A 25,119-nucleotide genomic window follows, 5' to 3' on the forward strand; every position below is an offset into this window, starting at 1 on the left:
AAAGGGATAACTCCCACCCGCACAAAACGCACATAAACCCGTAGCGACTGACAAAAAGCCGACCCGGACGATGCTCGTCCCGAGGCCGGGATTGAACACGGAGAAAAAAACGATGTTCGCAGTCATCAAAACCGGCGGCAAGCAATACCGCGTCGTGCCGGATGATGTTCTCGAAGTAGGCAAGATCGAAGGCGAAGTCGGCTCGATCGTGCAGTTGAATGAAGTGCTCGTGGTCGGCGGCGACACGCCGGTGCTGGGCATCCCGACGGTCGCAGGCGCGTCCGTTGCGGTCGAGGTGCTCGACCACAAGCGCGGACCGAAGGTCATCGCGTTCAAGAAGCGCCGCCGCAAGAACTCGCGCCGCAAGCGCGGCTATCGCGACGAGATCACCGTGCTGCGCATCAGCGAGATCCTGACCGACGGCGCCAAGCCCACCAAGGGCCCGCGTCCGAAGAAGGAAAAGGTGGCGAAGGAGCCGGCAGCGGAAGCCGCCGAATAAATAGATTTGATCACGCCAATTCACGAATTGATGCGTGAGAAATCGTGAAATGATTCCGTCAAGGAATTGATCTAGACATACGCAGGATTTCGGAGACGAGCCATGGCTCACAAAAAAGCAGGCGGTTCATCGCGCAACGGTCGCGATTCCAAGGGCAAGCGCCTCGGCATCAAGGCGTTCGGCGGCGAGATCGTCACGCCCGGCAACATCATTGCGCGTCAGCGCGGCACCACCTGGCACCCCGGCCTTAATGTCGGCATGGGCACGGACCACACTTTGTTCGCCAAGATTGAGGGTCGTGTTGCGTTCCAAGCCAAAGCCAACGGCCGCACCTTTGTATCGGTGCTCCCGATCGCAGAGGCTGCTGAATAGACGGTGGATCAAATTGGAGTCCGCCGGTCCCGACTGAACCGGCGGAGTCCAAGAGATCGAGAGATCGAAGGCTCCAAGGGGAGGCGGGAAACCGGCCTCCCCTTTTCTTTTGACTTGCTCACTTTGACTTAGTGACTTTCCAGGAGCCGGACATGTTGCAGGATTTCTCGAGCGTGACCTTGGCTGAGGCGAGACCCAGCGTCGTCGCCACCGAGCGGCTGACCTTGCGGCGACCGACACTCGCCGACGTCAGGACCATCGCCCGGCTCGCCAACGACCGCCGCGTCGCGGAAAACACCCGCCGCCTCCCTCACCCCTATTCGCAGGACGACGCGGTCGAGTTCATCCGCGCCACCGCCGCCCTCGGCAGCGAGACCGTGTTCCTGATCGAGCACGACACCGGGCCGGTCGGCATGGTCGGCATCGACTGCTCCTCGCCCGACAATGCCGAACTCGGCTATTGGCTCGGCGTCGAGCATTGGGGCCAGGGCTTCGCCACCGAGGCCGCGCGCGGCGCGATCGATTTCTTCTTCGAGGAGTTCGAGGACGAATATCTCTACGCCGGCGCGCGCGTCACCAATCCGGCCTCGCGCAAGGTGCTGGAGAAGTGCGGTTTCCAGTGGAGCGGTGTCCAGCTGCACCGTTTCCTGGCGCTGGGCTCCTCCACGCCGGTCGATTGCTTTCGCCTGTCACGCGGCGTCTGGGCCTCGCTGAAGAGCTGGAGCAGCGCGAGGAGAGTGAGGTAGGGCGCGGGCCCATACAGCTGTCGTCCCGGGGCGCGACGAAGTCGCGAGCCCGGGATGACGATGCCGCTACGCCGGCGGATTCACGTCCGTGGTCTCGCGCCCCAGATCCCGCTCCCGCAGATAGATGTAGAAGCCGGCGCCGATGATGATGGCGGCGCCGACGAGTGTTGCGATGGAGGGCACGTCGCCGAACACGACGAAGCCGAAGATCACGGCCCAGACGATCATCGAATATTGATAGGGCACGACGACGCTGGCCGGGGCGAGCTTGAGCGAGCGGTTGACGCAGAACAGCGCGGTGACCGAGACACATCCGGCCAATGCGAAGATTGCGAGGCTGCCAGGTGTCGGCGGCACCCAGTGGAAAGCCGACAGCACTGCGCCCAGCGAGAACGTGCCGACGAATTGCGAGGACGCCATCACGATGTCGGGCGTCTTGCGCAGGCTGCGCGTGATCAGCATCAGCGTTGCGAAGGAGAGACTGCCGCCGAGCGCGATCAACGCCGGCAGGCTGACGGTCTGCGCGGAGGGACGCAGTGCGATGAGGACGCCGCAGAAGCCGATCAGGATCGCGGTCCAGCGCCGCCAGCCGACCTTCTCCCCTAAAAAGATCGCCGACATCGCGGTGACGAAGATCGGCCCGGCGAGATAATAGGTGATGACGTCGGCAAGCGGCAGATACACCGTGGCGAGGAAGAACGCCGCGACCTCCAGCGTCGACAGCACGACGCGGATGAACTGCAGGCGCGGCCGCTCCAGCTCCAGGAACAGGTGACGCTGCCGCCAGATCAACGGCGCCAGCAGCAGCAGCGCCGCGCAGGCCCGCAGGAACAGGAGCTGTCCCACCGAATACGTCCCGACCAGGAACTTGCCCATGGCATCACCGAACGAGAACATGAAGATCGACAGCACCATCAAGGCGATGCCGGCCAGCCGCGCCGATCGGTCGTCATAGGCGGAGAGTGATTTGAAGAGGGGCATTTGCTTTCGTTTTAATCAGGTGGGCGCGCGGGACAAGTCATCTCTGGCGAATTGAACGCATTGTCGCACTGCGTCCAGCGCGATACGGATTCGCTCTCGAAATCCGTTCAGAATGGTGCAGCGCATGACCGAGTTCGATCCCGCCCAGCATCGCATGATCCCCGCGCAACGCTGGTTTGAGGATTTCGTCCTCGGCGAGCGTTTCGTGCTGCCGAGCCGCACCCAGACCACCGCAATATTCGCCGCATTCCAGACCGCGAGCGGCGACACCCATCCGGTGCACTATGATCTGGAGTACTGCCGCGCCCGCGGCATGCCGCATCTGCTCGCTCACGGCTTCCAGACCTTGATCCACACCGCGCCCGGCGCCGGCCTGTTTCCGTTCATGGTCGAGGAGTCCCTGGTCGTCTTCCTCGAGCAATCGAGCCGCTTCCTCAAGCCGGTATTTGCCGACGACACCCTCTATCCCGCGCTAGAGGTCACCGAGCTCGTGCCGGGCCGCTCGACCGGCGTGGTGACGCTGCGCAGCACCGTGTTCAACCAGCGCAAGGAGCTGGTGCTGGAGGGCATGCAGAAATTCCTGATCCGGAGACGCGCGGCGGGTTAAGTACGCCGTGAAATCGCGGAATTTCCGCCGATTTGCCGGTCGATCCGGGTTGCCGCGCGGGAGCGGCTGGCCTACCTATGGCCCATGAAATTCCTCGACGAAGCAAAGGTCTATATCCGCTCCGGTGACGGCGGGAACGGCTGCGTGGCGTTCCGCCGCGAGAAGTTCATCGAATTCGGCGGCCCCTCCGGCGGCAATGGCGGCCGCGGCGGCAATGTCATCCTCGAGGTCGCCGACGGCCTCAATACGCTGATCGACTACCGCTACCAGCAGCACTTCAAGGCCCAGAAGGGCGAGAACGGCATGGGCTCGGACCGCCACGGCGCCAACGGCAAGAACATCGTGCTGAAGGTCCCCGTGGGCACGCAGATCTTCGACGAGGATCGCGAGACGCTGATCCACGACTTCACCAAGGTCGGCGAGAAGTTCGTGCTGGCCGAAGGCGGCAATGGCGGTTTCGGCAATGCGCATTTCAAATCATCGACCAACCGCGCGCCGCGCAACGCCAATCCCGGCCAGCCCGGCGAAGAGCGCTGGATCTGGCTACGGCTGAAGCTGATCGCCGATGCCGGTCTCGTCGGCATGCCCAATGCCGGCAAGTCGACCTTCCTCTCCAAGGTCAGCGCCGCGAAACCGAAGATCGCCGATTATCCCTTCACCACGCTGCATCCGCAGCTCGGTGTCGTGAATGCCGACGGCCGCGAATTCGTGCTCGCCGACATTCCCGGCCTGATCGAGGGCGCGCATGAAGGCACCGGCCTCGGCGATCGCTTCCTCGGTCATGTCGAACGCTGCCGCGTGCTGCTGCATTTGATCGACGCAACCTGCGAGCACGCCGGCAAGGCCTACAAGACAGTGCGGACCGAGCTCGACGCCTATGGCGGGCAGCTCACCGACAAGATCGAGATCGTCGCGCTGAACAAGATCGACGCGGTCGAGCCGGACGAGCTGAAGAAGCAGAAGGATCGCCTCAAGCGCGCCGCCAAGAAGACGCCGCTGCTGCTGTCGGGCGTCACCGGCCAAGGCGTCAAGGAAGCCTTGCGCGCCCTCGCCGAGGTGATCGGCGAGAGCCCGGTGTCGGCCAAGGCGAAGAGCGCGGCCGAAGCGGAGCCGTGGTCGGTGTAAGCTCTCTCCACCGTCGTCCCCGCCAACGCGGGGACCCATACCGCGTGATCCATCGGCTGCGATCGGTCGAGGTACCGAACGACGAGTCCTCGCCAAACCACTCCCTGTGGTTATGGGTCCCTGCGTTCGCAGGGACGACAGCGGAGTGCGTGGTTGCGGGCACGCGCATCACTGGCAGGTTGCCATCGCGACCACGATAGCGCAGCATCCAACAAACAAGAACCAACAGGAACGACGCATGGCGCGCGCGAAGAACGTCCTCTGGATCATGTGCGACCAGCTTCGCTATGACTATCTCGGCTGCACCGGCCATCCCACGCTGAAGACGCCGAACATCGACGCCATGGCGAGGCGTGGCGTGCTCTTCACCAAGGCTTACGTGCAATCGCCGATCTGCGGCCCATCGCGGATGTCGTTCTACACCGGGCGCTACATGCGCTCGCACGGCTCGCATTGGAACGGCTGGCCGCTGCGCGTCGGCGAGCCCACGCTCGGCGATCACCTCAACAAGATCGGCGTGCGCAACGTGCTGGTCGGCAAGACCCACATGGCGCCCGATATCGAAGGCATGAAGGCGCTTGGCATTCCCCCGGAATCCGTGATCGGCGTGCATGTCGCCGAATGCGGGTTCGAGCCTTACGAGCGAGACGACGGCCTGCATCCGACGGGACGGCCGCGGCCGAAATACGATGACTATCTGCGCAGCCAAGGTTTCGACGCCACCAATCCCTGGGAGCATTGGGCCAATTCAGGCGCGGCCGACGACGGCTCGTTGCAGAACGGCTGGCTGCTGGTGCATGCCGACAAGACCGCGCGCGTGCCGGACGAGCATTCCGAGACGCCCTACATGACGCGGCGTGCGATGGACTTCATCAGCGAGGCCGAGGTCGACGGACGGCCGTGGTGTCTGCATCTATCCTACATCAAGCCGCACTGGCCCTACATCGCGCCAGAACCCTACGCCAGCATGTATTCGACCGACGACATGATCCCGGTGATCCGCTCCGAGCGCGAGCGGCAGAACCCGCATCCGGTGTTCGGCGCCTACATGGACATGCGCTACTCCCGCAACATGGCCCGCGACGATGCGCGGGAGAAGGTGATCCCGACCTATATGGGCCTGATCACCCAGATCGACGACCAGATGGGCGTGCTGATGAAATTTTTAGGCGAGCGCGGCCTGCTGGACACCACGATGATTGTGTTCACCTCCGATCATGGCGATTATCTCGGCGATCACTGGATGGGCGAAAAGGACCTGTTCCACGAACAGTCCGCGAAGATTCCGTTGATCATCATCGATCCTTCGAAGGAGGCCGATTCGACGCGCGGCACGCGCAGCGATGCGCTGGTCGAGGCGATCGATCTTGCGCCGACCTTCGTCGATTATTTCGGCGGCAAGGTGCCCGGCCACATCCTCGAAGGACGTTCACTGCTGCCGTTGCTGCGCGGTCCGACGCCAGGCGATTGGCGCAAGGTGGCGTTCTCCGAATACGACTACGCCATGCAGGACGTGCGGCTGAAGCTGAACCAGCCGATCGAGCGCTGCCGCCTGTTCATGGTGTTCGACGGCCGCTGGAAATACATCCACGCATCCGGCTTCCGCCCGATGCTGTACGATCTCGAAACCGATCCGGACGAATATGTCGATCGCGGCGATGCCCCCGAATGCGCGAGCATCATCGCGCGGCTTCAGGCCGAGCTGTTCGACTGGGCGCTGCATCCCAGCGGCCATATCACGACGGCACGCGAAAAGATCGCGGCCTATGCCGACAACCAGCTACAGGTGAAGGGCGGCATTCTGATCGGCATCTGGGATGAGAAAGAGCTCGCGGCGATCAGGGACGGCATCGCGCAACGTGCGAAGATGTAAGTCTTGCTTCGCTTCGCCTCTACCCGCCTGCTTAGAGAGGCCGACGCGCGCAGCGCATCATCGATCCAATTGAAAATCCATCCACGTCGTCATTGCGAGCGCAGCGAAGCAATCCAGAATCTTCTCCGCGGAGGGACTCTGGATTGCTTCGTCGCAAGAGCTCCTCGCAATGACAGGAGGAGAGACTCAATTCTCGATCTTGTAGCCCGTCGCCTTCACGATCGGCTGCCACAACGCGATGTTCGCGGCGAGCTCCCTGGTCAATCCGTCCGGCGTCGAGCCGACCGGAATCAGCCCGATCGCGGTGAGCTTCTCCTTCACCTCGGGCTTGGCGAGCGCTGCGCTCGCGGCGGCGCTGAGCTTGCTCGCCAACTCCGGCGGGCTGCCGGCGGGGAGCCACATGCCATACCAGGCATCCGCGACGAGATCGACGCCGCTTTCCTTCAGCGTCGGCACATCAGGCGCGAAGGGCGAACGTTCTGCACTCGATACAGCGATGATCTTCACGCCCTTGGCGCGATGCTGCGGCAGCGCGTCCGCCAACGTCGTGATGCCGAACGAGATGTGGCCGCCGACGAGATCGTTGAGGATGGGCGCGCTGCCGCGATAGGGCACGCGGGTCAGGCGGATGCCGAGATCCTTTTCGAGCTTGGAGCCCATGAAGTGCGGAATGGTGCCGTTGCTCGGCACCCCGAACGAGGTCTTGTCCGGATGCGCCTTGAGCCACGCCGCGAAGCTCTTGAAATCGGTGGCGTCGACCGCCGGGTTGATCACCAGCGCGAATTCGAACCGTGCCAGCAGCGAGACCGGCATGAAGTCCTTGGCGGCGTCGAAGCTCGGCGTCGTCTCCACCATCGGCAGCAGATACATGGTCGGCCCCGTGGTCACCAGCACCATGCTGCCGTCGGGGCTGGCGCCTTTCACCGCCTTGATGCCGATCAGGCCGTCGCCGCCGGTACGGTTCTCGACCACGACGGTCCGTTGCAGCACCGGCGCCATCTCCTGCGCCATCAGCCGGCACAGCGTGTCGCCGCCAGCTCCGGCTGCGAACGGAAAAATGACCTTGGTCAGCCCGGCCTGCGCTTGCGCCCCGTCCGCTTGCACCAACAGCGGCAGCCCGAGAGATCCTCCAAGACATCCAGCCATGAATGTGCGGCGATCCATTCGTTTCCTCTTTCGGCCCCGTTATCGTTGACCGCCATTAGAGCCAGGCGGACGCCCGGCACAAGGCCGACATGCGCCGTTTACCACTCCGGCTGCCTTGCGCCGGTCACCGTCCTGCTGCAAAAGCAGGGCTCATCGGCGCCGCCCGTCGCTCCGCCGTTTCCCGAGCAATTCGCATCCAGCGCCAGCACCACACACTTTCATGGCCAGTCCCGAACTCAGTCAATTCCGCCGCATCGTCGTCAAGGTCGGCTCCGCATTGCTGGTGGATTCCGACCGGGGCGAGGTGCGCGCGTCCTGGCTGGCGGCGCTGGCCGACGACATGGCGAAGCTGCACCGCGAGGGCCGCGATGTGCTGGTGGTCTCCTCCGGCTCGATCGCGCTCGGCCGCAGCCGGCTCAAACTGCCGCGCGGCCCGCTGAAGCTCGAGGAGAGCCAGGCCGCGGCCGCCGTCGGCCAGATCGCGCTGGCGCGGATCTGGTCGGAGGTGCTGGGCGCGCATGGCATCGGCGCCGGCCAGATCCTGGTGACGCTGCAGGACACCGAGGAGCGCCGCCGCTACCTCAATGCCCGCTCCACCATCGGCAAGCTGCTGGAGTGGCGCGCGATCCCCGTGATCAACGAGAACGACACGGTCGCCACCAACGAGATCCGCTACGGCGACAACGACCGCCTGGCCGCGCGCGTCGCCACCATGGCGAGCGCCGACCTGCTCGTGCTGCTGTCCGACATCGACGGCCTCTACGACGCCCCGCCCAAGAACAATCCGGACGCCAAGCTCATCCCGGTCGTCGAGAGCATCTCCTCGGAGATCGAAGCGGTGGCGGGCGACGCCGAGTCCGAGCTGTCGCGCGGCGGCATGCGCACCAAGGTCGAGGCCGCCAAGATCGCGACGACCGGCGGCACGCACATGCTGATCGCCTCCGGCAAGATCGAGCATCCCCTGCAGGCAATCGCGGACGGCGGCCGCTGCACCTGGTTCCTGACGCCGGCCAATCCCATCACTTCGCGCAAGCGCTGGATTGCGGGCACGCTGGAGCCGAAGGGTACGCTGACGATCGATGCCGGCGCGGTGACGGCGCTGCGCGCCGGCGCCAGCCTGCTGCCGGCCGGCGTGGTCAAGGTCGAGGGACAGTTCGCCCGCGGCGATGCCGTGATCGTGCGCGGCCCCGACACAAGCGAGATCGGCCGCGGCCTGATCGCCTATGACGCCGAGGTCGCCGAGCGGATCAAGGGCCGCTCCTCCCCGGACGTGATGGCCATTCTCGGCATCAGCGGGCGGTCGGAGATGATCCACCGGGATGATCTGGTGGTGGGCGGGTAATACCAGCGGACGCCCAGCTATTGCATGTCGTCGGCGTCGATATCCAGCCGGCCGTGCATGACACGTACGATCTCCACGCCGTCAGTCAACGGGATGTAAAAAATCACGTAGTTGCCCACCGGGAAACTGCGCAAGCCCATACGCAATTCTCGGCGCTCTCGTCCGGCCAGCGGGTTGTCAACGATCATCTCGAATATCTCGCCGATGCGCGCGATCTGCTTCTCGGCAGCGCGAATGCTATTCGATGCGATGAAATCCCAGATCGAGTCGAGATCGCGGTCGGCTTGAGGAGACTTGCGGAATCTAGTCGCCACGTTTGCGCGCGGCCAAACGTTGCCGTCCCCGCGCCTTGATGTCGTTCATCCATTCCTGGACATCGACCTCCTGCATCGGCCCGCTGTCAAAGCCCTTCTGGATCTCCTCACGCAACGCCTCCAGCTTGAGCTTGCGCCGCTCCTCGCGCTCCTCGACGAGGCGCAGGCCTTCGCGCATCACCTCGCTCGCGGTGGCATAGCGGCCGCTCTCGACCAGATCGTCGATCAGGTCCTCGAAATGCTTGCCAATGCTGTAGCTGCTGGCCATAGGAGGCTCCGTTATCAAATAATGATATTTATTGATAACTGGGAAACGCGCAAGAGTTCCCTTCAACCCGGCCACTGGCCTCCGCTGGGCAGGCGCCGGGAGACCTGCCATACCCTCCCCGCCCTTCGCAGATGCGGGATTTCCGTGCTAGGACACCGCCTTAGCAGAAGGTTTTGACCCCATGGCCGCCCCTCTCAAAGCCGTTGACGGCAATGCCGATCTTCAGGCGCTGATGTCCGATCTCGCTAGCCGAGCCCGCGCTGCCGCGCGCGTGCTGGCGCTGGCGCCGCCGGAGCAGAAGAACCGGGCGCTGGAAGCCATGGAGCGGGCGATCCGCGCGAACTCTGCGGCGATCCTCGCCGCCAATGCCGAGGACGTTGCGGAGGCCCGCGCGTCAGGCAATGCCACCTCCTCCTTCATCGACCGGTTGACGCTGACCGAGGGGCGGGTCGAAGGCATGGCCGAGGGCATCGGCATCGTGCGCGGGATCGCCGATCCGATCGGCATCGTCACCGAGAGCTGGCAGCGGCCGAACGGCATGACCATCGAGCGCGTGCGCGTGCCGCTCGGCGTCGTCGGCGTGATCTTCGAGAGCCGGCCCAACGTCGCCGCCGATGCCGGCGTGCTGTGCCTGAAATCCGGCAATGCCGTGATCCTGCGCGGCGGCTCCGACAGTTTCCGCTCCTGCCGCGCCATCCATGAATGCCTGGTGCAGGGTCTGCGCGAAGCGGGCCTGCCGGAAGCTGCGATCACGCTGGTGCCGACGCGCGACCGCGCCGCCGTCGGCATGATGCTATCAGGCTTGAACGGCGCCATCGACGTGATCGTGCCGCGCGGGGGAAAAAGCCTGGTCGCACGCGTCGAGCAGGAAGCGCGCGTGCCCGTGTTCGCGCATCTCGAAGGCGTCAACCACGTCTATGTCGACGGCAGCGCCGACCTCGCGATGGCGAAGTCGATCGTGCTCAATGCCAAGATGCGCCGTACCGGCGTCTGCGGCGCCGCCGAAACCCTGCTGGTCGATCGCGCCGCTGCATCGAGCCTGACGCCGCTGGTGCAGATGCTGCTGGATGCCGGCTGCGAGGTGCGCGGCGACGACGCCGTGCAGAAGGCCGATGCGCGCGTAAAACCTGCCAGCGAAGAGGATTGGGACACCGAATATCTCGACGCGATCATCGCCGCCAAGGTGGTCGATGGCGTCGACGGCGCGATCGCGCACATCCAGAGCCACGGCTCGCATCACACCGATGCCATCGTGAGCGCGGACGAAGGTGCGGCGAACAGATTCCTCAGCGAGGTCGATTCCGCGATCGTGCTGCACAACGCCTCCACGCAGTTCGCCGATGGCGGCGAATTCGGCTTCGGCGCCGAGATCGGCATCGCCACCGGCCGATTCCACGCCCGCGGCCCGGTCGGCGCCGAGCAGCTGACGAGCTTCAAATATCGCGTTCGCGGCACCGGACAGACGCGGCCGTAAGTGACGTCGCGGGGCACGCATTGAGCAACACATTCGTCGTGCCGCGCTTTGTGGCGCAAGCGGCTCCGCCCTATGCGCAGGGCATGCGCATCGGTCTGCTCGGCGGCTCGTTCAACCCGCCGCATCAGGCCCACCGCGCCATCAGCCAGTTCGCGCTGAAGCGATTGCAGCTCGATCGCATCTGGTGGCTGGTGACACCGGGCAATCCGCTCAAGGAGAACGGCGCGCTGCACGAACTCGGCGCGCGCATGCAGGCAGCGCGCGAGGTCGCCAACGATCCCAGGATCGAGGTGAGCTGTCTCGAATCCGTCATTCGTACCCGCTATACTATCGACACGATCAACATCCTGCGCCGCCGCTTCTCCGGCTTGCGCTTCGTCTGGATCATGGGCGCCGACAACCTCGCTCAATTCCACCGTTGGCAGGACTGGCGGCGCATCGCCGCCCAGGTGCCGATGGCAGTGATCGATCGCCCGCCGCAGAGTTTTCGCGCCCTCGCCTCTCCTGCCGGACAAGCGCTATCGCGCTACCGCCTACCCGAGGACAAGGCAGCGCTGCTTGCGGACCAAGCGGCGCCGGCCTGGGTCTTTTTGACCGGATTGAAGCTGAATCTCTCCTCCACGGGCCTGCGGAACCCGGACGGGAGCTGGAAAGGTACGAAATGAGACGGAGTGTTCCGACGGTGTGTGGGTCTCGGGGCTCTCTGGCATATTGAAACCCTTAACCCCACATGATGTAGTGTAACCAGTGAGCGCCGGATTCGGCGGTCGCGATACAGGAAAGGAATGGTCCCTGACCACATCTGTATTGTCCAAGTCAGCTTCGACGAAGTCCGTTTTACCCAAGGTTGCAAAGCCGGCGCGTAAAACATCGACCAAAGCTGCGGTCTTGGAGGCGCAACCCGACGCCGACAAGACGCTGAGCCTGATCCTCTCCCGCCTCGAGGACATGAAGGCGGAAGAGACGGTCACCATCGACCTTCGCGGCAAATCGGCGTACTCCGACTACATGATCGTCACCACCGGCCGGGTGAACCGGCATGTCGGCGCGATCGCGGAAAACGTCACCAAGAGCCTCAAGGAAAACGGCATCAAGAACATCCATGTCGAGGGCTTGCCCAATTGCGACTGGGTGCTGATCGATTCCGGCGACGTGATCGTGCACGTGTTCAGACCCGAGGTCCGTGAGTTCTACAACCTCGAGCGGTTGTACACGCAGGGCCCAGGGGCGGCGAAGGCGATCTAGGTTCTGGCCGATTCGAATCGGCTGACGCGCATGCTAGCGTCGTGCGCGCGCCTGATGCGCGCGACCTCGAACACGACGCTGAAATCATCATGCGTGTTGCTGTCATTGCCGTGGGCCGGTTGAAGCAGGGCCCCGAACGGGAGCTTGCCGACCGCTATTTCGAGCGGTTCTGCGAAGCAGGCGGCAAGCTTGGCTTTCGCGGGCTCACGATCCACGAACTCCCGGAAAGCCGGGCGCGCGACGCCGCGACGCGGATGGCCGAGGAAGCCGCCGCGATCTCCGCGAATATTCCGGAGAAATCGATCCTGGTGGCGCTGGACGAACGCGGCCAGAATCTGGAGTCCACCGTATTCGCACGGCATCTCGGCCGCTGGCGCGACGAGGGTGCCACACATACTATCTTCGTGATCGGAGGGGCGGACGGACTTTCGCCCGAATTGCGCCGTAAGGCCAAGCTCGCGATCGCGTTCGGCTCTGCGACCTGGCCGCACCAAATGGTCCGCGTCATGCTTCTGGAACAGCTTTATCGGGCCGCCACCATTCTGGCCGGCCACCCCTATCACCGCGCGTGATGCGCGCACAACGAGCACCTTTGCCGACACGATGCGAGCGCCGCTCCTCAACCTGTTGCTGATCACGAGCTTCGCCGGCGCCAGCCTCGCGCAAGCTCAGACCGCGACGCCGCCGCAAACGGCGGCGGTCTCGCCCGACGCGATCAAGCAGCGCGAGCAGGAGCTCGAAGCCGCGCGCGCCAGGCAGAAGAGCGCCGAGGAAGCGCAGGCCAAGCTGAAGGCCGAGATCACCGCGCTCGGCCAGGACCGCACCCAGCTCAACCAGCAGCTGATCGACACCGCCGCCAATGTGCGCAGCGTCGAGACCAAGATCGACGAGACCGAGGCGCGACTGCGGACTCTCAACGGCCGCGAGCAAGAGATGCGCGCTTCGCTGGATTCGCGCCGCGCCGACATCGTCGAGGTGCTGGCGGCCCTGCAGCGCGCCGGACGGCGGACGCCGCCGGCGCTTCTGGTACGTCCCGAAGACGCCCTGCAATCGCTGCGCACGGCGATGCTGCTCGGCGCCGTCGTGCCGGAGCTGCGCGGCCGTGCCGAAAAGATCGCGGGCGAGCTCGGCGAGCTCGTGGCGCTGCGCAAGACCATCGCCACCGAGCGCGACCAGCTCGCGACCGATCGCGACAGGGTCCGCAACGACCAGAGCCGGCTGACGGCGTTGGTGGACGAGCGGCAGCGCCAGCAGGCCGCGCGGGAAAAGGATCTCGACGCCGAGAATTCGCGCGCGATCGCCTTGTCAAAGCAGGTCGGCGATCTCCAGGGACTGATCACCAAGATGGAGCAGGACCTGCAGAGCGCGGCCAAGGCCGCCGAGAAGGCGGCCGAGGCTGCGAGGCAGGCCGAGGCCAAGGCGGCCGCCACTGCCGCCGCGAGCGCCAAATCCGGCCCCGCCGCTTTCAAGGACAAGTCCCGGACCACGCCAGCGATCGCCTTCGCCTCAGCCAAGGGACTTCTGCCTCTTCCGGTAAACGGGAATAAGATCAGGGACTTTGGTGGTTCCGACGGGGTCGGCGGGGTCCAGAAGGGCATTTCGCTGGCCACCAAGCCCGGCTCCCAGGTCACGACGCCGTGTGACGGCTGGGTCGTCTATTCCGGCCCCTTCCGCAGCTATGGACAACTCTTGATCCTTAACGCCGGGGGCGGGTATCATGTCCTGATCGCCGGGATGGAGCGCATTTCGGTCAACATCGGACAGTTTGTGCTCACGGGGGAGCCGGTCGCGACCATGGGGTCGACCTCTCAAGTCGCCTCCATTCTCGCCACGAACGCGAGTCAACCTGTGCTCTATGTCGAGTTCCGTAAAGACGGCACTCCAATCGATCCAGGCCCATGGTGGGCCGCAAATGAAGGCGAGAAGGTTCGCGGATGATGCGCAAGACTTCAGTAATCCTCCTCAGCGCGGCCACCGGCGCAGCGCTGACGCTGTTCGTGACCCAGCCGCGCGCCGTGTTCATGGGCTCGAGCGCGCGAGCCGCCACCGCGGACACGTATCGCCAGCTCAATCTCTTCGGCGACGTCTTCGAGCGCGTGCGCTCCGACTATGTCGAGAAGCCCGATGACACCAAGCTGATCGAATCCGCCATCAGCGGCATGCTCACCGGCCTCGATCCGCATTCGAGCTACATGGACGCGAAGAGCTTCCGCGACATGCAGGTGCAGACCCGCGGCGAGTTCGGCGGCCTCGGCATCGAGGTCACGATGGAAGACGGCCTGATCAAGGTGGTCTCGCCGATCGACGACACGCCGGCCTCGCGCGCCGGCATCATGGCCAACGACATCATCACCAATCTCGACGACGAGGCGGTGCAGGGCCTGACCCTGAACCAGGCGGTCGAGAAGATGCGCGGTCCGGTCAACACCAAGATCAAGCTCAAGATCATCCGCAAGGGCCAGGACAATCCGCTCGACGTCACACTGGTGCGCGACAACATCCGCGTTCGCTCGGTGCGCGCGCGCGTCGAGCAGGACGACATCGGCTACATCCGCATCACCACCTTCAACGAGCAGACCACCGAAGGCCTGAAGCGCGAGGTCGGCAACCTCTCGAACCAGATCGGCGACAAGCTGAAGGGCTACATCATCGACCTGCGCAACAATCCGGGCGGCCTGCTCGAGGAAGCCGTCACCGTTTCCGACGCATTCCTGGAGAAGGGCGAGATCGTCTCGACCCGCGGCCGCAATGCCGAGGAGACCCAGCGCCGTACCGCGCACTCGGGCGATCTGACCAAGGGCAAGCCGGTCATCGTGCTGGTCAATGGCGGCTCGGCCTCGGCCTCCGAGATCGTCGCCGGCGCGCTGCAGGACCACAAGCGCGCGACCATCGTCGGCACGCGCTCGTTCGGCAAGGGCTCGGTGCAGACCATCATCCCGCTCGGCTCGGGCAACGGCGCGCTGCGGCTGACTACGGCGCGCTATTACACGCCGTCCGGCAAGTCGATCCAGGCCAAGGGCATTGTGCCCGATATCGAAGTGCTGCAGGACGTGCCGGACGAGCTGAAGTCCCGCACCGACACCAAGGGCGAGGCGTCGCTGCGCGGCCATCTCAAGAACGACGGCGACGAGAAGACCGGCTCGCAGTCCTACGTCCCGCCGGACGCCAAGGACGACAAGGCGCTCAAGCTCGCCGGCGACCTGCTCCACGGCATCAAGAACAGCGCCTCAGCCGCACCGACGCCGGGCGGCGACAACAAGGCCACGACCGACAAGCCCAAAGCTGCGAACTAAGGCTACGAACTAAGGTCGGCGCATTCATTCGATCTGACGAAAGGGCGGCTCCTGGAGCCGCCCTTTTTGCTTGGAACTGCTGATGCCCCCGGCCTATCCCGGCCTGCCGCCGCTTGACCCCGGCGTGGTATCGTCATCGCGAGTGATTCGGGATCTCGCATGACTGAAACGGCCGATGATCTGAGCGCCCCGCTCGGACAGGACAAGCCGCGCCGGAAACGCCGGCTGCGGCTGCCGTTCACGGCCATGCAGCTGCTGGCCGTCCTGCTCGGCCTGTTCCTGATCACATTTGCCGGCTTCGCCATCTTCAACAAGGATCCGCTCGGCGGCGAGCCGATGACGCGGATCGCGATCAATGCGACGGACAAGGCAGCGGACCAGAAGCCCGCCGCCGCAGGCCCTGGCTCGGACACCAAGCCAGAGGGCAAGCACGAGACCAAGGACGCGCCGAAGCAGGCGGGCGAGCCAAAGACCGTCACCATGATCGACGGCTCCACCGGCGCGCGCCACGACGTGGTGATCGGCGGCGAGGCCACCGACAAGGGCGATGCCGCCGCCTCCGCGCCGCCGCCCGTCATGGCCGGGACCGACCAGAAGCTGCTGGAGAAGTCGCGCTACGGCATGATCCCGGTGGCCGCCGGCGACTTGAAGCCGTTCAACGTCTACGCCGCGGATGCAGACCGCGCCAAGGCCGCCAAGATGCCGGTGGTCGCCATCGTGATCGGCGGGCTCGGCGTCGGCGCTGCCAAGACCAATGATGCGATCATGAAGCTGCCGCCGGCGGTGACGCTGGCCTTCACGCCCTACGGCTCGGACCCCGGCAAGCTCGCCGAGCGCGCCCGCGCCCAGCGCCATGAGATCTTCCTGCAGATCCCGATGGAGCCCTACGACTTCCCCGACAACGATCCCGGGCCGCAGACGCTGCTGACCTCGCTCAGCGCGGACCAGAACATGGACCGCCTGTACTGGCATCTCAGCCGGATGCAGGGCTATGCCGGCCTCGCCAATTTCATGGGCGCCCGCTTCATCGCAACGGAGCCGGCGATGCAGCCGATCATCCGCGAGGCGGCCAAGCGCGGGCTCGGCTTCTTCGACGACGGCTCCTCGCCCCGCAGCATCGCGTCCCTGGCCGCGGCCAACCAGTCGATGCCGTTCGGCAAGGGCGACATCGCGATCGACGTGGTGCCGACCCCGACCGAGATCGACCGCGCCCTGAACAAGCTGGAATCGACGGCGCGCGAGCGCGGCATCGCCATCGGTACCGCCTCGGCCCTGCCGGTCTCGATCGAGCGCATCGGCGCCTGGACCAAGACCTTGGCCGACCGGGGTGTCCTTTTGGTGCCATTGACAACCGCGATGCTGAAATCAAAATCCAGCTAAATCAACGAATTGGTACGGCACGGATCCCCGCGGGGGGCCGCATCCGCCGACCGAGAACAGCATTCGAGGGGTCTGGCGGAATGGCACGTTACGAGGATCTGCCCTACCGGACCTGCGTCGGTGTGATGCTGATCAACAAGGACGGACTGGTGTTCATCGGCCGCCGCGCCGGCGGCATCGAGCATGTCGACGACACCCATGTCTGGCAGATGCCGCAGGGCGGCGTCGATCCTGGCGAGGACACCTGGGAAGCCGCAAAGCGCGAGCTCTATGAGGAAACCAGCGTGCGCTCGGTCGAACGGCTCGGCGAGGTCCCGGACTGGCTCACTTACGACATTCCCCGCACGGTTGCCGGGCGTGCCTGGAAGGGCCGCTATCGCGGCCAGCGCCAGAAATGGTACGCGGTGCGTTTCACTGGCAAGGACGGCGAGATCAATGTCGAGAAGCCGGGCGGCGGCGGCCACAAGGCCGAGTTTATCAGCTGGCGCTGGGAGCCAATGAAGAACCTCCCCGGATTGATCATCCCGTTCAAGCGCCCGGTGTATGAGCGTGTCGTGCAGGAATTTTCGCCGCTCGCGGACCAGTAAATCAAGTTGTCATCCCGGGTTCGGTGCTAAGGCATCGCCGGAGTGACAACGAGAGATCCGCGCGTGACCACTGAAAAGCCCTACCGCCCCAACGTGGGCATCGCCCTGTTCAATGCCGACGGCCGCGTTCTGATCGGCCACCGCTTCAAGGGCGACGGTCCCGAGATCATCCTGCCCGGCCTCGACTGGCAGATGCCGCAGGGCGGCGTCGATGAGGGCGAGAATCTGCGCGATGCCGCGATGCGCGAGCTCTGGGAGGAGACCAGCGTCGTCAACGCCGAGTACCTCGGCGAGACCGATTGGCTCACCTACGAGTTTCCGCCCTATGACGGACCGCAGACCCATCGCCTCGCAAAATTCCGCGGGCAGCGGCAAAAATGGTTCGCGCTGCGCTTCACCGGCAAGGAGGACGAGATCGATCCGCTGACGCCGCGCAACGGCCAGCCGGCCGAGTTCGACGCCTGGCGCTGGGAGCACCTCAACCGCGTCGCCGACCTCGTCGTGCCGTTCCGACGTGAGGTTTATCAGGCCGTAGCACGAGAGTTTGCAACCTTCGCAAACTGAAGTGCGAAAACAACCCCATGCACAGTAGCGATGTATTTGATACATCGAGCTAATTTCTGGCGACCGCGCGAGATTGGCGGAAAGCCGACTGGCACAGCAGCACCTTAGTTGATCGGACCCACCGTGAACGGGCCGATTGCGATGACATGGCAATCGCTGTCGCGCTTGGCGCAGTCAGCGAGCGCGGTACTGACGGCGGTCTGCTCGTCGGCGGTTTTCAGGCCGAGGCCCGGCCGGCCTGCGGTGCCGACCGCGACGGCATTCCAGCCCATGGCGTCACCAAGCTTGCGCATGACCTCGGCGCGCGCATCCGCGACGATCGAGGCGTTAGCGGCGGGGTTGAAGAAGCCGGTGATCCTGAACAGGGTCGGGATCGGCACGACGAAATTGTCGTCGACCGCGACGACAAGGCAAGCGACGCCGGCGATGGCGCCGCAGGATTCCAGAGAGCGGCGAGCCGCGTCGTCCGCAGATGCGGCGCCCATCACCATGAAATATTGGCCGCCCGGCCCAAGCGCGACCGAGCGCGATTTCGCCGCCGGCACGAAGATGTTCTCGAGCCTGACCTTCTGGGGATCGCGCACCATCGGAAAGTCCTTCGACACGAACGGCCGCTCGGTCATGGCATCGCGTCGCACGAAAGGCTGCGGCGGCATCGGCGGCTTGCCGTGCGCGTAGACGACGCTGTTGCCGACTGCGTAGAGCTCGCAGCGCCGCGGCGATTGGGCGGCATCGGCCCGCTTCTGGCATTGCTCGACCGCCATGCGGCGCGCGGCGTCCTCGCTCGGCTGGTTCAGCGCCGAGCCGGTGAAGCCGCCGACATTGAGGGCGAAAGCCTTGTAGTCGCCGGAGGTGGCATAATCATCGGCGAGGAAGTTGCGCACGCGCTCGTTGATGAAGGGCACGCTGTCTGCCGAGAATTTGCCGGCCATCGGCGCGACGGATTGTGACGGTGCCGGCATCGGCGCCATCGCAGCGCCGGCATTCGCCGGAGCCATCGGCGTCATCGGCGCCTTCGCCATTTGCGTCGGCATCGGGCTCGGAGGCACGCTCGGTGTTGCGGCCGGTGTCGCCACAACGGTCGCGGTCTGCTTCAGCTTGGTGTTGTAGAGAAAGCCGCTGACGCCGATCGCGACGATCGACACGACGGCAACCACCAGCGGCCACATCCACACCGGCGCAGCGGCGAGCTTTGCGCCGGCCTTCTTCGGCTGCGGCTTGGCATAGCTGCCGTCCTCGCGCCGCATCGCCACCATGTAGGCGTGCACGGGGGTCGGGATGTTCTTGACCTCCTGCGCGCCGATATCGGCGAACTGCACCGAGAGCTTGTTGGCGACCTGCTCATGCACGGCGCGCGAGACGCAGATGCCGCCGACCTCGGCGAGCCCTTCCAGCCGTGCCGCGATGTTGACGCCGTCGCCCAGGAGATCGCCGTTGCGCTCGACGACGTCGCCGATGGTGATGCCGATGCGAAACGACATCTGCCGGCTCGGCGGATAGGCCATGTTGCGGGTTCGCAAGCTTTCCTGGATGTCGATCGCGCAACGCACCGCATCGACCGCGCTCGGAAATTCCGCGAGCACGGCATCACCCGCCGTGTTGAAGATGCGTCCGCCGGCCTTGGCGATGAAATCGTCGACGACCTCGCGATAGGAGGCCAGACGCCGCAGCGTCTCCTCCTCATCTTCCGCGACCAGTCTCGAATAGCCGGCAATATCGGCTGCGAAAATCGCTGCGATCTTGCGTTTCATCTGCGCCCGCCCCGGAACAATCCGCGAGGCAGAATGCCGCCATCGCAAGCGCGGTGCAACAAAGTTTCAGCGCCCGCCACTTTCGTGACGAGCGCTGAATTCATTCGGAAGGGTCGAGCTCGAGCCCCGGAGCGATGCCCCGGGGCTTAGTGCATAGCCGTCGCGTTGAGCTGATGCTGGATGCTCTTGAAGTGGTCGAGCCGCTCGATGGCCTGATCGAGCTCGGAGCCTTCGTGCTCCTTCAGATTCTCTTCCATTTCCGCGATCGTCTCGGCGAACTGCGCACGATCGAGCTCGGCCAGCGACGTCGCGACGTCGGCGAGCACGGTCAGGCCGCTTTCGGAGACCTCGGCGAGACCGCCGAGCACGATGATCTTCTCGTGGCGGCCGCCGGTGGTGATGGTGAGAATGCCGGGCCGGATCGCAGCCACGAACGGCGCATGCCCTGCCAGGACACCGAAATCGCCTTCGACGCCGGGGATGTCGACCTGATCGACCTCACCCGAGAAGGCGAGCTTTTCCGGAGAGACGAGATCGAAATGGAAGGTGGCCATTGAGAACCTGCGAATGGTGAGTAGCGAACGGGCGAGTGGCGAGTAGCGAATGGCGAATAGATTCTATTCGCCACTCCCTATTCGCTATTCGCCAGCTTAGGCTGCCTCGGCAGCCAGCTTCTTGCCCTTCTCGACGGCTTCTTCGATGGTGCCGACCATGTAGAAGGCGGCTTCCGGCAGGTGGTCGTACTTGCCTTCCACGAGGCCCTTGAAGCCCTTGATGGTGTCGGCGAGGTCGACGAACTTGCCCGGCGAACCCGTGAAGATTTCGGCGACGTGGAACGGCTGCGACATGAAGCGCTCGACCTTGCGGGCGCGAGCCACGGTCAGCTTGTCCTCTTCCGAAAGCTCGTCCATGCCGAGAATGGCGATGATGTCCTGGAGCGCCTTGTAGCGTTGCAGCACCTGCTGGACCTGACGGGCGACAGCGTAGTGCTCCTCACCGACGACCAGCGGGGAGAGCATGCGCGAGGTCGAGTCGAGCGGGTCCACCGCCGGGTAGATGCCCTTTTCGGCGATCGAGCGCGACAGCGTGGTGGTCGCGTCGAGATGCGCGAACGAGGTCGCCGGCGCCGGGTCGGTCAAGTCGTCGGCGGGAACGTAGATCGCCTGAACCGAGGTGATCGAGCCCTTCTGCGTGGTGGTGATGCGCTCCTGCAGCGCGCCCATGTCGGTGGCGAGCGTCGGCTGATAACCCACCGCCGAAGGAATACGGCCGAGCAGCGCCGACACTTCCGAGCCGGCCTGGGTGAAGCGGAAGATGTTGTCGACGAAGAACAGCACGTCCTGGCCCTTGTCGCGGAAGTCTTCCGCGATGGTCAGACCCGTGAGCGCGACGCGGGCGCGGGCGCCCGGCGGCTCGTTCATCTGGCCGAACACCAGCGCGCACTTCGACTTCACGCTCGGATCCGGATTGTGCGGATCGGCGTTGACCTTGGACTCGATGAACTCGTGATAGAGGTCGTTGCCCTCGCGGGTCCGCTCGCCGACGCCGGCGAACACGGAGTAACCGCCATGCGCCTTCGCGACGTTGTTGATCAGTTCCTGAATCAGCACGGTCTTGCCGACGCCGGCGCCGCCGAACAGGCCGATCTTGCCGCCCTTGGCGTAGGGAGCCAAGAGGTCGACGACCTTGATGCCGGTGACGAGAATTTCGGCTTCGGTCGACTGGTCGGTGTAGGTCGGCGCTTCCTGGTGGATGGCGCGCAGGTCGTCCGACTTGACCGGGCCGGCTTCGTCGATCGGCTCGCCGATGACGTTGATGATGCGGCCGAGCGTGCCTTCACCGACGGGAACGCGGATCGGAGCGCCGGTGTCGGTCACTTCCTGGCCGCGGACCAGACCCTCGGTGGTGTCCATCGCGATGGTGCGGACCGTGGACTCGCCGAGATGCTGGGCGACTTCGAGCACCAGGCGGTTGCCGCCGTTCTTGGTCTCCAGCGAATTGAGAATGGCCGGGAGGTGGCCTTCGAACTGCACGTCGACGACGGCGCCGATGACCTGGGTGACGCGACCGACCTGGGCTGCCATTGAATGTCTCCTTCGATCCGAACTTCTAGACCACGGTCAATCTGACCGGGATGTTGCGTGTGATGGGTGTTGAAGCGCCTTGGTCAGACGGCCTCGGCACCCGAGATGATTTCGATCAGTTCCTTGGTGATCTGCGCCTGACGCGTGCGGTTGTAGACCAGCGTCTGCTTGCGGATCATTTCACCGGCGTTGCGCGTCGCGTTGTCCATCGCGCTCATCTGCGCGCCGTAGAACGAGGCGTTGTTCTCGAGCAGCGCGCGGAAGATCTGGACCGCGAGGTTGCGCGGCAGAAGACGCGTGAGGATCTCGTCCTCTTCCGGCTCGTATTCGTAAGACGTCGTGTTGGCGGCACCGCCCTCTTCGACGACCAGCGGGATGACCTGCTGGGCGGTCGGGATCTGCGCGATCACCGATTTGAAGCGCGCAAAGAACAGCGTGCAGATGTCGAACTCGCCGTTGTCGAACCGCGCCAGAACCTTCTTGGCGATCTCCTCGGCGTTGACGAAGCCGAGCTGGCGGACGCTGCGCAGATCCATGTGCTCGACGATCTGCTTGTCGAACTGGCGGCGGAGCTGCTCGTAGCCCTTGCGGCCGACGCAGAAGAACTTCACTTCCTTGCCCTGCGCGATCAGCGCCAGGGCGCGCTCGCGCGCCAAGCGCACGATCGAGGAGTTGAAGGCGCCGGACAGGCCGCGCTCGCCGGTGCAGACCAGCAGCAGATGCACCTGATCCCGGCCGGTGCCGGCCAGCAGCACCGGCGCGCCGGGCGACCCGACGGCTGCGCTGGCGATGTTGGAGATCACCGCGGTCATCTTGTCGGCATAGGGACGCGCCGCTTCCGCGGCGGTCTGCGCGCGGCGCAGCTTGGAGGCCGCGACCATCTGCATGGCCTTGGTGATCTTTTGCGTCGCCTTGGTGGAGGCGATGCGGACGCGCATGTCTTTAAGTGACGCCATTCTTCGTCCCCGACGGTTCGATCCCTCGGATCAAGCCGTTAGCCTATCTCAGTCGTCATGCCCGGGCTCGTCCCGGGCATCCACGTCTTCGTCTCACGCAGCGCAGGTGGACGGCCGGGCAGAGCCCGGCCATCACGGCGTTCTTACGAGAAGCCCTTCGCGAAGCCTTCGACCACCGACTTCAGCTTTGCAGCAGTATCGTCGGAGAGATCGCGGCTGTCGCGGATCGAATTGAGGATGTCGACGTGCTTGCCGCGCAGCAGCGAGAGCAGGCCGTCCTCGAACGCGCGCACCTTGTTGAGCGGGAGCGGATCGAGATAGCCGTTGGTGCCGGCCCAGATCACGCAGACCTGCTCTTCCATCTTCAGCGGCGAGAACTGCGGCTGCTTCAGGAGTTCAGTGAGGCGCGAGCCGCGGTTGAGCAGGCGCTGGGTCGAGGCGTCGAGGTCCGAGCCGAACTGCGCGAACGCCGCCATTTCGCGGTACTGCGCGAGCTCGCCCTTGATCTTGCCGGCGACCTTCTTGGTGGCCTTGGTCTGCGCCGACGAACCGACGCGCGACACCGACAGACCGACGTTCACGGCCGGACGGATGCCCTGGAAGAACAGGTCGGTTTCCAGGAAGATCTGACCGTCGGTGATCGAGATGACGTTGGTCGGAATGTAGGCCGACACGTCGTTGGCCTGGGTTTCGATGACCGGGAGCGCGGTCAGCGAGCCCGAGCCCATGTCCTTGTTCAGCTTCGCCGCGCGCTCGAGCAGGCGGGAGTGCAGATAGAACACGTCGCCGGGATAGGCTTCGCGGCCCGGCGGGCGGCGCAGCAGCAGCGACATCTGGCGGTAGGCGACGGCCTGCTTGGACAGATCGTCATAGATGATGACCGCGTGCATGCCGTTGTCGCGGAAGTACTCGCCCATGGTGCAGCCGGTGAAGGGCGCGATGTACTGCATCGGCGCCGGATCCGAAGCGGTGGCGGCGACGACGATCGAGTATTCGAGCGCGCCCTGCTCTTCCAGCACCTTCACGAACTGGGCGACGGTGGAACGCTTCTGGCCGACCGCGACGTAGACGCAGTACAGCTTGATGTTCTCGTCCGGCTGCGCGTTGAGCGGCTTCTGGTTCAGGATGGTGTCGAGCGCGATCGCGGTCTTGCCGGTCTGACGGTCGCCGATGATCAGCTCGCGCTGGCCGCGGCCGATCGGGATCAGGGCGTCGATCGCCTTGAGGCCGGTCGCCATCGGCTCGTTCACCGACTTGCGCGGAATGATGCCGGGCGCCTTGACGTCGACGCGCATGCGCTTCTCGGCCTGGATCGGACCCTTGCCGTCGATGGGGTTGCCGAGCGCGTCGACGACGCGGCCGAGCAGGCCCTTGCCGACCGGCGCGTCCACGATGGCGCGGGTGCGCTTGACGGTCTGGCCTTCCTTGATCTCGCGGTCGGCACCGAAAATGACGACGCCGACGTTGTCGGTTTCGAGGTTCAGCGCCATGCCGCGGGTGCCGTTCTCGAACTCGACCATTTCACCGGCCTGGACGTTGTCCAGACCATAGACGCGGGCGATACCGTCGCCGACGGACAGCACCTGTCCGACTTCGGAGACTTCAGCTTCCTGGCCGAAATTCTTGATCTGGTCCTTGAGGATCGCGGAAATTTCCGCGGCGCGGATGTCCATCAGCCTGCCTCTTTCATCGCGTGCTTGATCGAATTGAGTTTGGTGCGAAGCGAACCATCCACCATGCGGCTGCCCAGCTTGACGACGAGGCCACCGATGATCGAGGGATCGACTTTCACGTTCAGCGCGACGTCCTTGCCGGTCACCGACTTCAGGGCAACCTTGAGGGCGTCGAGATTCTTGTCGGAGAGCGCTTCCGCCACCGTGACGTCGGCCGTCGTCTCGCCTTTGAACTTGGCGACGAGGATGCGGTAGTCGCGGACGATGTCGGCCACCGCAAACAAGCGGCGATTGGCGGTCAGCACTTTGAGGAAGTTGGCGGAGATGCCGGCGATGCCCGCCTTGTCCAGCACGGCCGTCAGCGCCTTGGACTGGGCGTCGGCGGCGAACACCGGGCTGCGGACGAGGCGCTTCAGATCGGCGCTTTCGCTCAGCAAGGCATCGAATTTACCCAGATCGGCTTTGACCTCGTCGACCACTTTCTGGTCGCGAGCCAGCTCGAACAAGGCCGTTGCATAACGGCCGGACACACCGGAAACGGACGTATCTTCTGCAGCCACAGACGCGCTCTTTTTGCTGTCAAACTCGCAAGGGAAAAACCGTCGCCACGACGCGGCGCCTAGCGATCCAAGCCCTTGGAATTCAAGCGGGACTTCGATTTCCGGCCAGCACGGGAGGTGCCGGGCTCGTTAAAATCGCGGCTTTGCTAACATAGCGGGTGCGCAGGTGCAACATGACGCCAAATTAAAGGCATCGGGTTCTGTCGCCAGTTCGTCGCACTTCGAGACGACACGAGGGGCGACCTGCCACGTCACGGAATTGCCGAGAGCTTGGTCAGC

General features: G+C 64.8%; 26 protein-coding genes. 16 read left to right on the forward strand and 10 right to left on the reverse strand.

Annotation, left to right across the window (positions count from 1 at the left end):
- The first annotated feature begins 112 nt into the window (after positions 1 to 112).
- The 3 genes from rplU to SE91_RS30745 all read left to right on the forward strand — a co-directional run bounded on the left by rplU (position 113) and on the right by SE91_RS30745 (position 1,617).
- Positions 113 to 499 (forward strand): 50S ribosomal protein L21, encoded by a 387-nt coding sequence (gene rplU, locus SE91_RS30735; protein WP_008538808.1) that lies wholly within the window; start codon positions 113 to 115, stop codon positions 497 to 499.
- Positions 500 to 601: 102 nt separating this feature from the next.
- Entirely contained in the window at positions 602 to 871 is a 270-nt protein-coding gene (rpmA, locus tag SE91_RS30740) for a 50S ribosomal protein L27 (RefSeq protein ID WP_008538809.1), read from the forward strand.
- A gap of 152 nt (positions 872 to 1,023) precedes the next feature.
- A complete protein-coding gene (locus SE91_RS30745; protein ID WP_061850319.1) occupies positions 1,024 to 1,617 on the forward strand; it encodes a GNAT family N-acetyltransferase in 594 nt (197 codons plus the stop codon).
- Between the two features lie 66 nt (positions 1,618 to 1,683).
- Here the strand turns inward: SE91_RS30745 and SE91_RS30750 are convergent, their stop codons facing one another.
- Positions 1,684 to 2,598: a DMT family transporter gene (locus tag SE91_RS30750; protein ID WP_061850320.1), complete on the reverse strand. Its 915-nt coding sequence runs from the start codon at positions 2,596 to 2,598 to the stop codon at positions 1,684 to 1,686.
- A 124-nt stretch (positions 2,599 to 2,722) separates the two neighbouring features.
- Between SE91_RS30750 and SE91_RS30755 the strand changes: the two genes are divergently transcribed.
- The 3 genes from SE91_RS30755 to SE91_RS30765 all read left to right on the forward strand — a co-directional run bounded on the left by SE91_RS30755 (position 2,723) and on the right by SE91_RS30765 (position 6,203).
- Entirely contained in the window at positions 2,723 to 3,205 is a 483-nt protein-coding gene (locus SE91_RS30755) for a MaoC family dehydratase (RefSeq protein ID WP_061851414.1), read from the forward strand.
- 84 nt (positions 3,206 to 3,289) lie between these two features.
- Complete coding sequence (gene obgE, locus SE91_RS30760; RefSeq protein WP_061850321.1) at positions 3,290 to 4,330, forward strand: GTPase ObgE; 1,041 nt, start codon at positions 3,290 to 3,292, stop codon at positions 4,328 to 4,330.
- Positions 4,331 to 4,568: 238 nt separating this feature from the next.
- Entirely contained in the window at positions 4,569 to 6,203 is a 1,635-nt protein-coding gene (locus SE91_RS30765) for an alkaline phosphatase family protein (RefSeq protein ID WP_061850322.1), read from the forward strand.
- Between the two features lie 186 nt (positions 6,204 to 6,389).
- Here SE91_RS30765 and SE91_RS30770 read toward each other — a convergent pair whose 3' ends face one another.
- Positions 6,390 to 7,307, reverse strand: a complete 918-nt coding sequence (locus tag SE91_RS30770) for a Bug family tripartite tricarboxylate transporter substrate binding protein (RefSeq protein ID WP_245318629.1) — start codon at positions 7,305 to 7,307, stop codon at positions 6,390 to 6,392.
- Between the two features lie 262 nt (positions 7,308 to 7,569).
- On the opposite strand from SE91_RS30770, the gene proB reads away from it, so the two are divergent.
- Positions 7,570 to 8,691: a glutamate 5-kinase gene (gene proB / locus SE91_RS30775; RefSeq protein ID WP_061850324.1), complete on the forward strand. Its 1,122-nt coding sequence runs from the start codon at positions 7,570 to 7,572 to the stop codon at positions 8,689 to 8,691.
- Positions 8,692 to 8,708: 17 nt separating this feature from the next.
- On the opposite strand, the gene SE91_RS30780 is transcribed toward proB, so the two are convergent.
- Both SE91_RS30780 and SE91_RS30785 read right to left on the reverse strand, forming a co-directional pair.
- Positions 8,709 to 9,005 carry a type II toxin-antitoxin system RelE/ParE family toxin gene (locus SE91_RS30780; RefSeq protein WP_061850325.1) on the reverse strand — a complete coding sequence of 99 codons (297 nt, stop codon included), beginning with the start codon at positions 9,003 to 9,005 and terminating at the stop codon, positions 8,709 to 8,711.
- On the reverse strand, positions 8,995 to 9,273 hold the full coding sequence (locus SE91_RS30785) for a type II toxin-antitoxin system ParD family antitoxin (protein WP_061850326.1): 279 nt from the start codon (positions 9,271 to 9,273) through the stop codon (positions 8,995 to 8,997). Before SE91_RS30785 ends, SE91_RS30780 begins: the two co-directional genes overlap by 11 nt.
- A 181-nt stretch (positions 9,274 to 9,454) precedes the next feature.
- Between SE91_RS30785 and SE91_RS30790 the strand changes: the two genes are divergently transcribed.
- From SE91_RS30790 to SE91_RS30830, 9 genes are all read left to right on the forward strand, one after another.
- Entirely contained in the window at positions 9,455 to 10,747 is a 1,293-nt protein-coding gene (locus tag SE91_RS30790) for a glutamate-5-semialdehyde dehydrogenase (protein ID WP_061850327.1), read from the forward strand.
- 20 nt (positions 10,748 to 10,767) lie between these two features.
- A complete protein-coding gene (locus SE91_RS30795; protein WP_061850328.1) occupies positions 10,768 to 11,412 on the forward strand; it encodes a nicotinate-nucleotide adenylyltransferase in 645 nt (214 codons plus the stop codon).
- A gap of 223 nt (positions 11,413 to 11,635) precedes the next feature.
- Positions 11,636 to 11,992 (forward strand): ribosome silencing factor, encoded by a 357-nt coding sequence (rsfS, locus tag SE91_RS30800; RefSeq protein ID WP_008538851.1) that lies wholly within the window; start codon positions 11,636 to 11,638, stop codon positions 11,990 to 11,992.
- Between the two features lie 89 nt (positions 11,993 to 12,081).
- Positions 12,082 to 12,564: a 23S rRNA (pseudouridine(1915)-N(3))-methyltransferase RlmH gene (rlmH, locus tag SE91_RS30805; protein ID WP_061851415.1), complete on the forward strand. Its 483-nt coding sequence runs from the start codon at positions 12,082 to 12,084 to the stop codon at positions 12,562 to 12,564.
- Between the two features lie 31 nt (positions 12,565 to 12,595).
- Complete coding sequence (locus SE91_RS30810; protein WP_061850329.1) at positions 12,596 to 13,930, forward strand: murein hydrolase activator EnvC family protein; 1,335 nt, start codon at positions 12,596 to 12,598, stop codon at positions 13,928 to 13,930.
- On the forward strand, positions 13,927 to 15,285 hold the full coding sequence (locus SE91_RS30815) for a S41 family peptidase (protein ID WP_060734503.1): 1,359 nt from the start codon (positions 13,927 to 13,929) through the stop codon (positions 15,283 to 15,285). Before SE91_RS30810 ends, SE91_RS30815 begins: the two co-directional genes overlap by 4 nt.
- A gap of 159 nt (positions 15,286 to 15,444) precedes the next feature.
- On the forward strand, positions 15,445 to 16,665 hold the full coding sequence (locus SE91_RS30820) for a divergent polysaccharide deacetylase family protein (protein ID WP_061850330.1): 1,221 nt from the start codon (positions 15,445 to 15,447) through the stop codon (positions 16,663 to 16,665).
- An 80-nt stretch (positions 16,666 to 16,745) separates the two neighbouring features.
- The gene (locus tag SE91_RS30825; protein WP_061850331.1) at positions 16,746 to 17,252 is read left to right on the forward strand and encodes an RNA pyrophosphohydrolase; all 507 of its coding nucleotides are present in this window, start codon (positions 16,746 to 16,748) and stop codon (positions 17,250 to 17,252) included.
- Between the two features lie 63 nt (positions 17,253 to 17,315).
- Positions 17,316 to 17,816, forward strand: a complete 501-nt coding sequence (locus tag SE91_RS30830) for an RNA pyrophosphohydrolase (RefSeq protein ID WP_061850332.1) — start codon at positions 17,316 to 17,318, stop codon at positions 17,814 to 17,816.
- Between the two features lie 104 nt (positions 17,817 to 17,920).
- Here SE91_RS30830 and SE91_RS30835 read toward each other — a convergent pair whose 3' ends face one another.
- From SE91_RS30835 to SE91_RS30860, 6 genes are all read right to left on the reverse strand, one after another.
- Positions 17,921 to 19,567, reverse strand: a complete 1,647-nt coding sequence (locus tag SE91_RS30835; RefSeq protein WP_061850333.1) for an adenylate/guanylate cyclase domain-containing protein — start codon at positions 19,565 to 19,567, stop codon at positions 17,921 to 17,923.
- Positions 19,568 to 19,713: 146 nt separating this feature from the next.
- Complete coding sequence (locus SE91_RS30840) at positions 19,714 to 20,121, reverse strand: F0F1 ATP synthase subunit epsilon (RefSeq protein ID WP_008538868.1); 408 nt, start codon at positions 20,119 to 20,121, stop codon at positions 19,714 to 19,716.
- Between the two features lie 96 nt (positions 20,122 to 20,217).
- Entirely contained in the window at positions 20,218 to 21,651 is a 1,434-nt protein-coding gene (atpD, locus tag SE91_RS30845; RefSeq protein ID WP_060734501.1) for a F0F1 ATP synthase subunit beta, read from the reverse strand.
- Between the two features lie 83 nt (positions 21,652 to 21,734).
- A complete protein-coding gene (locus tag SE91_RS30850; protein ID WP_061850334.1) occupies positions 21,735 to 22,607 on the reverse strand; it encodes a F0F1 ATP synthase subunit gamma in 873 nt (290 codons plus the stop codon).
- A 143-nt stretch (positions 22,608 to 22,750) separates the two neighbouring features.
- Positions 22,751 to 24,280, reverse strand: coding sequence for a F0F1 ATP synthase subunit alpha (gene atpA, locus SE91_RS30855; RefSeq protein ID WP_060734500.1), 1,530 nt, complete (start codon positions 24,278 to 24,280; stop codon positions 22,751 to 22,753).
- Positions 24,280 to 24,840, reverse strand: coding sequence for a F0F1 ATP synthase subunit delta (locus tag SE91_RS30860; RefSeq protein WP_061850335.1), 561 nt, complete (start codon positions 24,838 to 24,840; stop codon positions 24,280 to 24,282). The genes atpA and SE91_RS30860 overlap by 1 nt, the downstream gene beginning before the upstream one ends.
- Positions 24,841 to 25,119 lie beyond the last annotated feature (279 nt).

The sequence above is a fragment of the Bradyrhizobium sp. DOA1 genome, assembly GCF_001593325.1.
Taxonomy (GTDB): Bacteria; Pseudomonadota; Alphaproteobacteria; order Rhizobiales; family Xanthobacteraceae; genus Bradyrhizobium.

What these genes read in the sequence shown, in the direction of transcription:
- SE91_RS30765 (WP_061850322.1), top strand. Translation starts at nt 4,569, where the DNA reads ATGGCGCGCGCGAAGAACGTCCTCTGGATCATGTGCGACCAGCTTCGC.
- SE91_RS30820 (WP_061850330.1), top strand. Translation starts at nt 15,445, where the DNA reads ATGACTGAAACGGCCGATGATCTGAGCGCCCCGCTCGGACAGGACAAG.
- atpD (WP_060734501.1), bottom strand. Translation starts at nt 21,651, where the DNA reads ATGGCAGCCCAGGTCGGTCGCGTCACCCAGGTCATCGGCGCCGTCGTC.
- SE91_RS30850 (WP_061850334.1), bottom strand. Translation starts at nt 22,607, where the DNA reads ATGGCGTCACTTAAAGACATGCGCGTCCGCATCGCCTCCACCAAGGCG.
- obgE (WP_061850321.1), top strand. Translation starts at nt 3,290, where the DNA reads ATGAAATTCCTCGACGAAGCAAAGGTCTATATCCGCTCCGGTGACGGC.
- SE91_RS30755 (WP_061851414.1), top strand. Translation starts at nt 2,723, where the DNA reads ATGACCGAGTTCGATCCCGCCCAGCATCGCATGATCCCCGCGCAACGC.
- SE91_RS30790 (WP_061850327.1), top strand. Translation starts at nt 9,455, where the DNA reads ATGGCCGCCCCTCTCAAAGCCGTTGACGGCAATGCCGATCTTCAGGCG.
- SE91_RS30840 (WP_008538868.1), bottom strand. Translation starts at nt 20,121, where the DNA reads ATGGCCACCTTCCATTTCGATCTCGTCTCTCCGGAAAAGCTCGCCTTC.
- SE91_RS30745 (WP_061850319.1), top strand. Translation starts at nt 1,024, where the DNA reads ATGTTGCAGGATTTCTCGAGCGTGACCTTGGCTGAGGCGAGACCCAGC.
- SE91_RS30815 (WP_060734503.1), top strand. Translation starts at nt 13,927, where the DNA reads ATGATGCGCAAGACTTCAGTAATCCTCCTCAGCGCGGCCACCGGCGCA.
- proB (WP_061850324.1), top strand. Translation starts at nt 7,570, where the DNA reads ATGGCCAGTCCCGAACTCAGTCAATTCCGCCGCATCGTCGTCAAGGTC.
- rplU (WP_008538808.1), top strand. Translation starts at nt 113, where the DNA reads ATGTTCGCAGTCATCAAAACCGGCGGCAAGCAATACCGCGTCGTGCCG.
- SE91_RS30785 (WP_061850326.1), bottom strand. Translation starts at nt 9,273, where the DNA reads ATGGCCAGCAGCTACAGCATTGGCAAGCATTTCGAGGACCTGATCGAC.
- rpmA (WP_008538809.1), top strand. Translation starts at nt 602, where the DNA reads ATGGCTCACAAAAAAGCAGGCGGTTCATCGCGCAACGGTCGCGATTCC.
- atpA (WP_060734500.1), bottom strand. Translation starts at nt 24,280, where the DNA reads ATGGACATCCGCGCCGCGGAAATTTCCGCGATCCTCAAGGACCAGATC.
- SE91_RS30810 (WP_061850329.1), top strand. Translation starts at nt 12,596, where the DNA reads ATGCGAGCGCCGCTCCTCAACCTGTTGCTGATCACGAGCTTCGCCGGC.
- SE91_RS30825 (WP_061850331.1), top strand. Translation starts at nt 16,746, where the DNA reads ATGGCACGTTACGAGGATCTGCCCTACCGGACCTGCGTCGGTGTGATG.
- rlmH (WP_061851415.1), top strand. Translation starts at nt 12,082, where the DNA reads ATGCGTGTTGCTGTCATTGCCGTGGGCCGGTTGAAGCAGGGCCCCGAA.
- SE91_RS30835 (WP_061850333.1), bottom strand. Translation starts at nt 19,567, where the DNA reads ATGAAACGCAAGATCGCAGCGATTTTCGCAGCCGATATTGCCGGCTAT.
- SE91_RS30750 (WP_061850320.1), bottom strand. Translation starts at nt 2,598, where the DNA reads ATGCCCCTCTTCAAATCACTCTCCGCCTATGACGACCGATCGGCGCGG.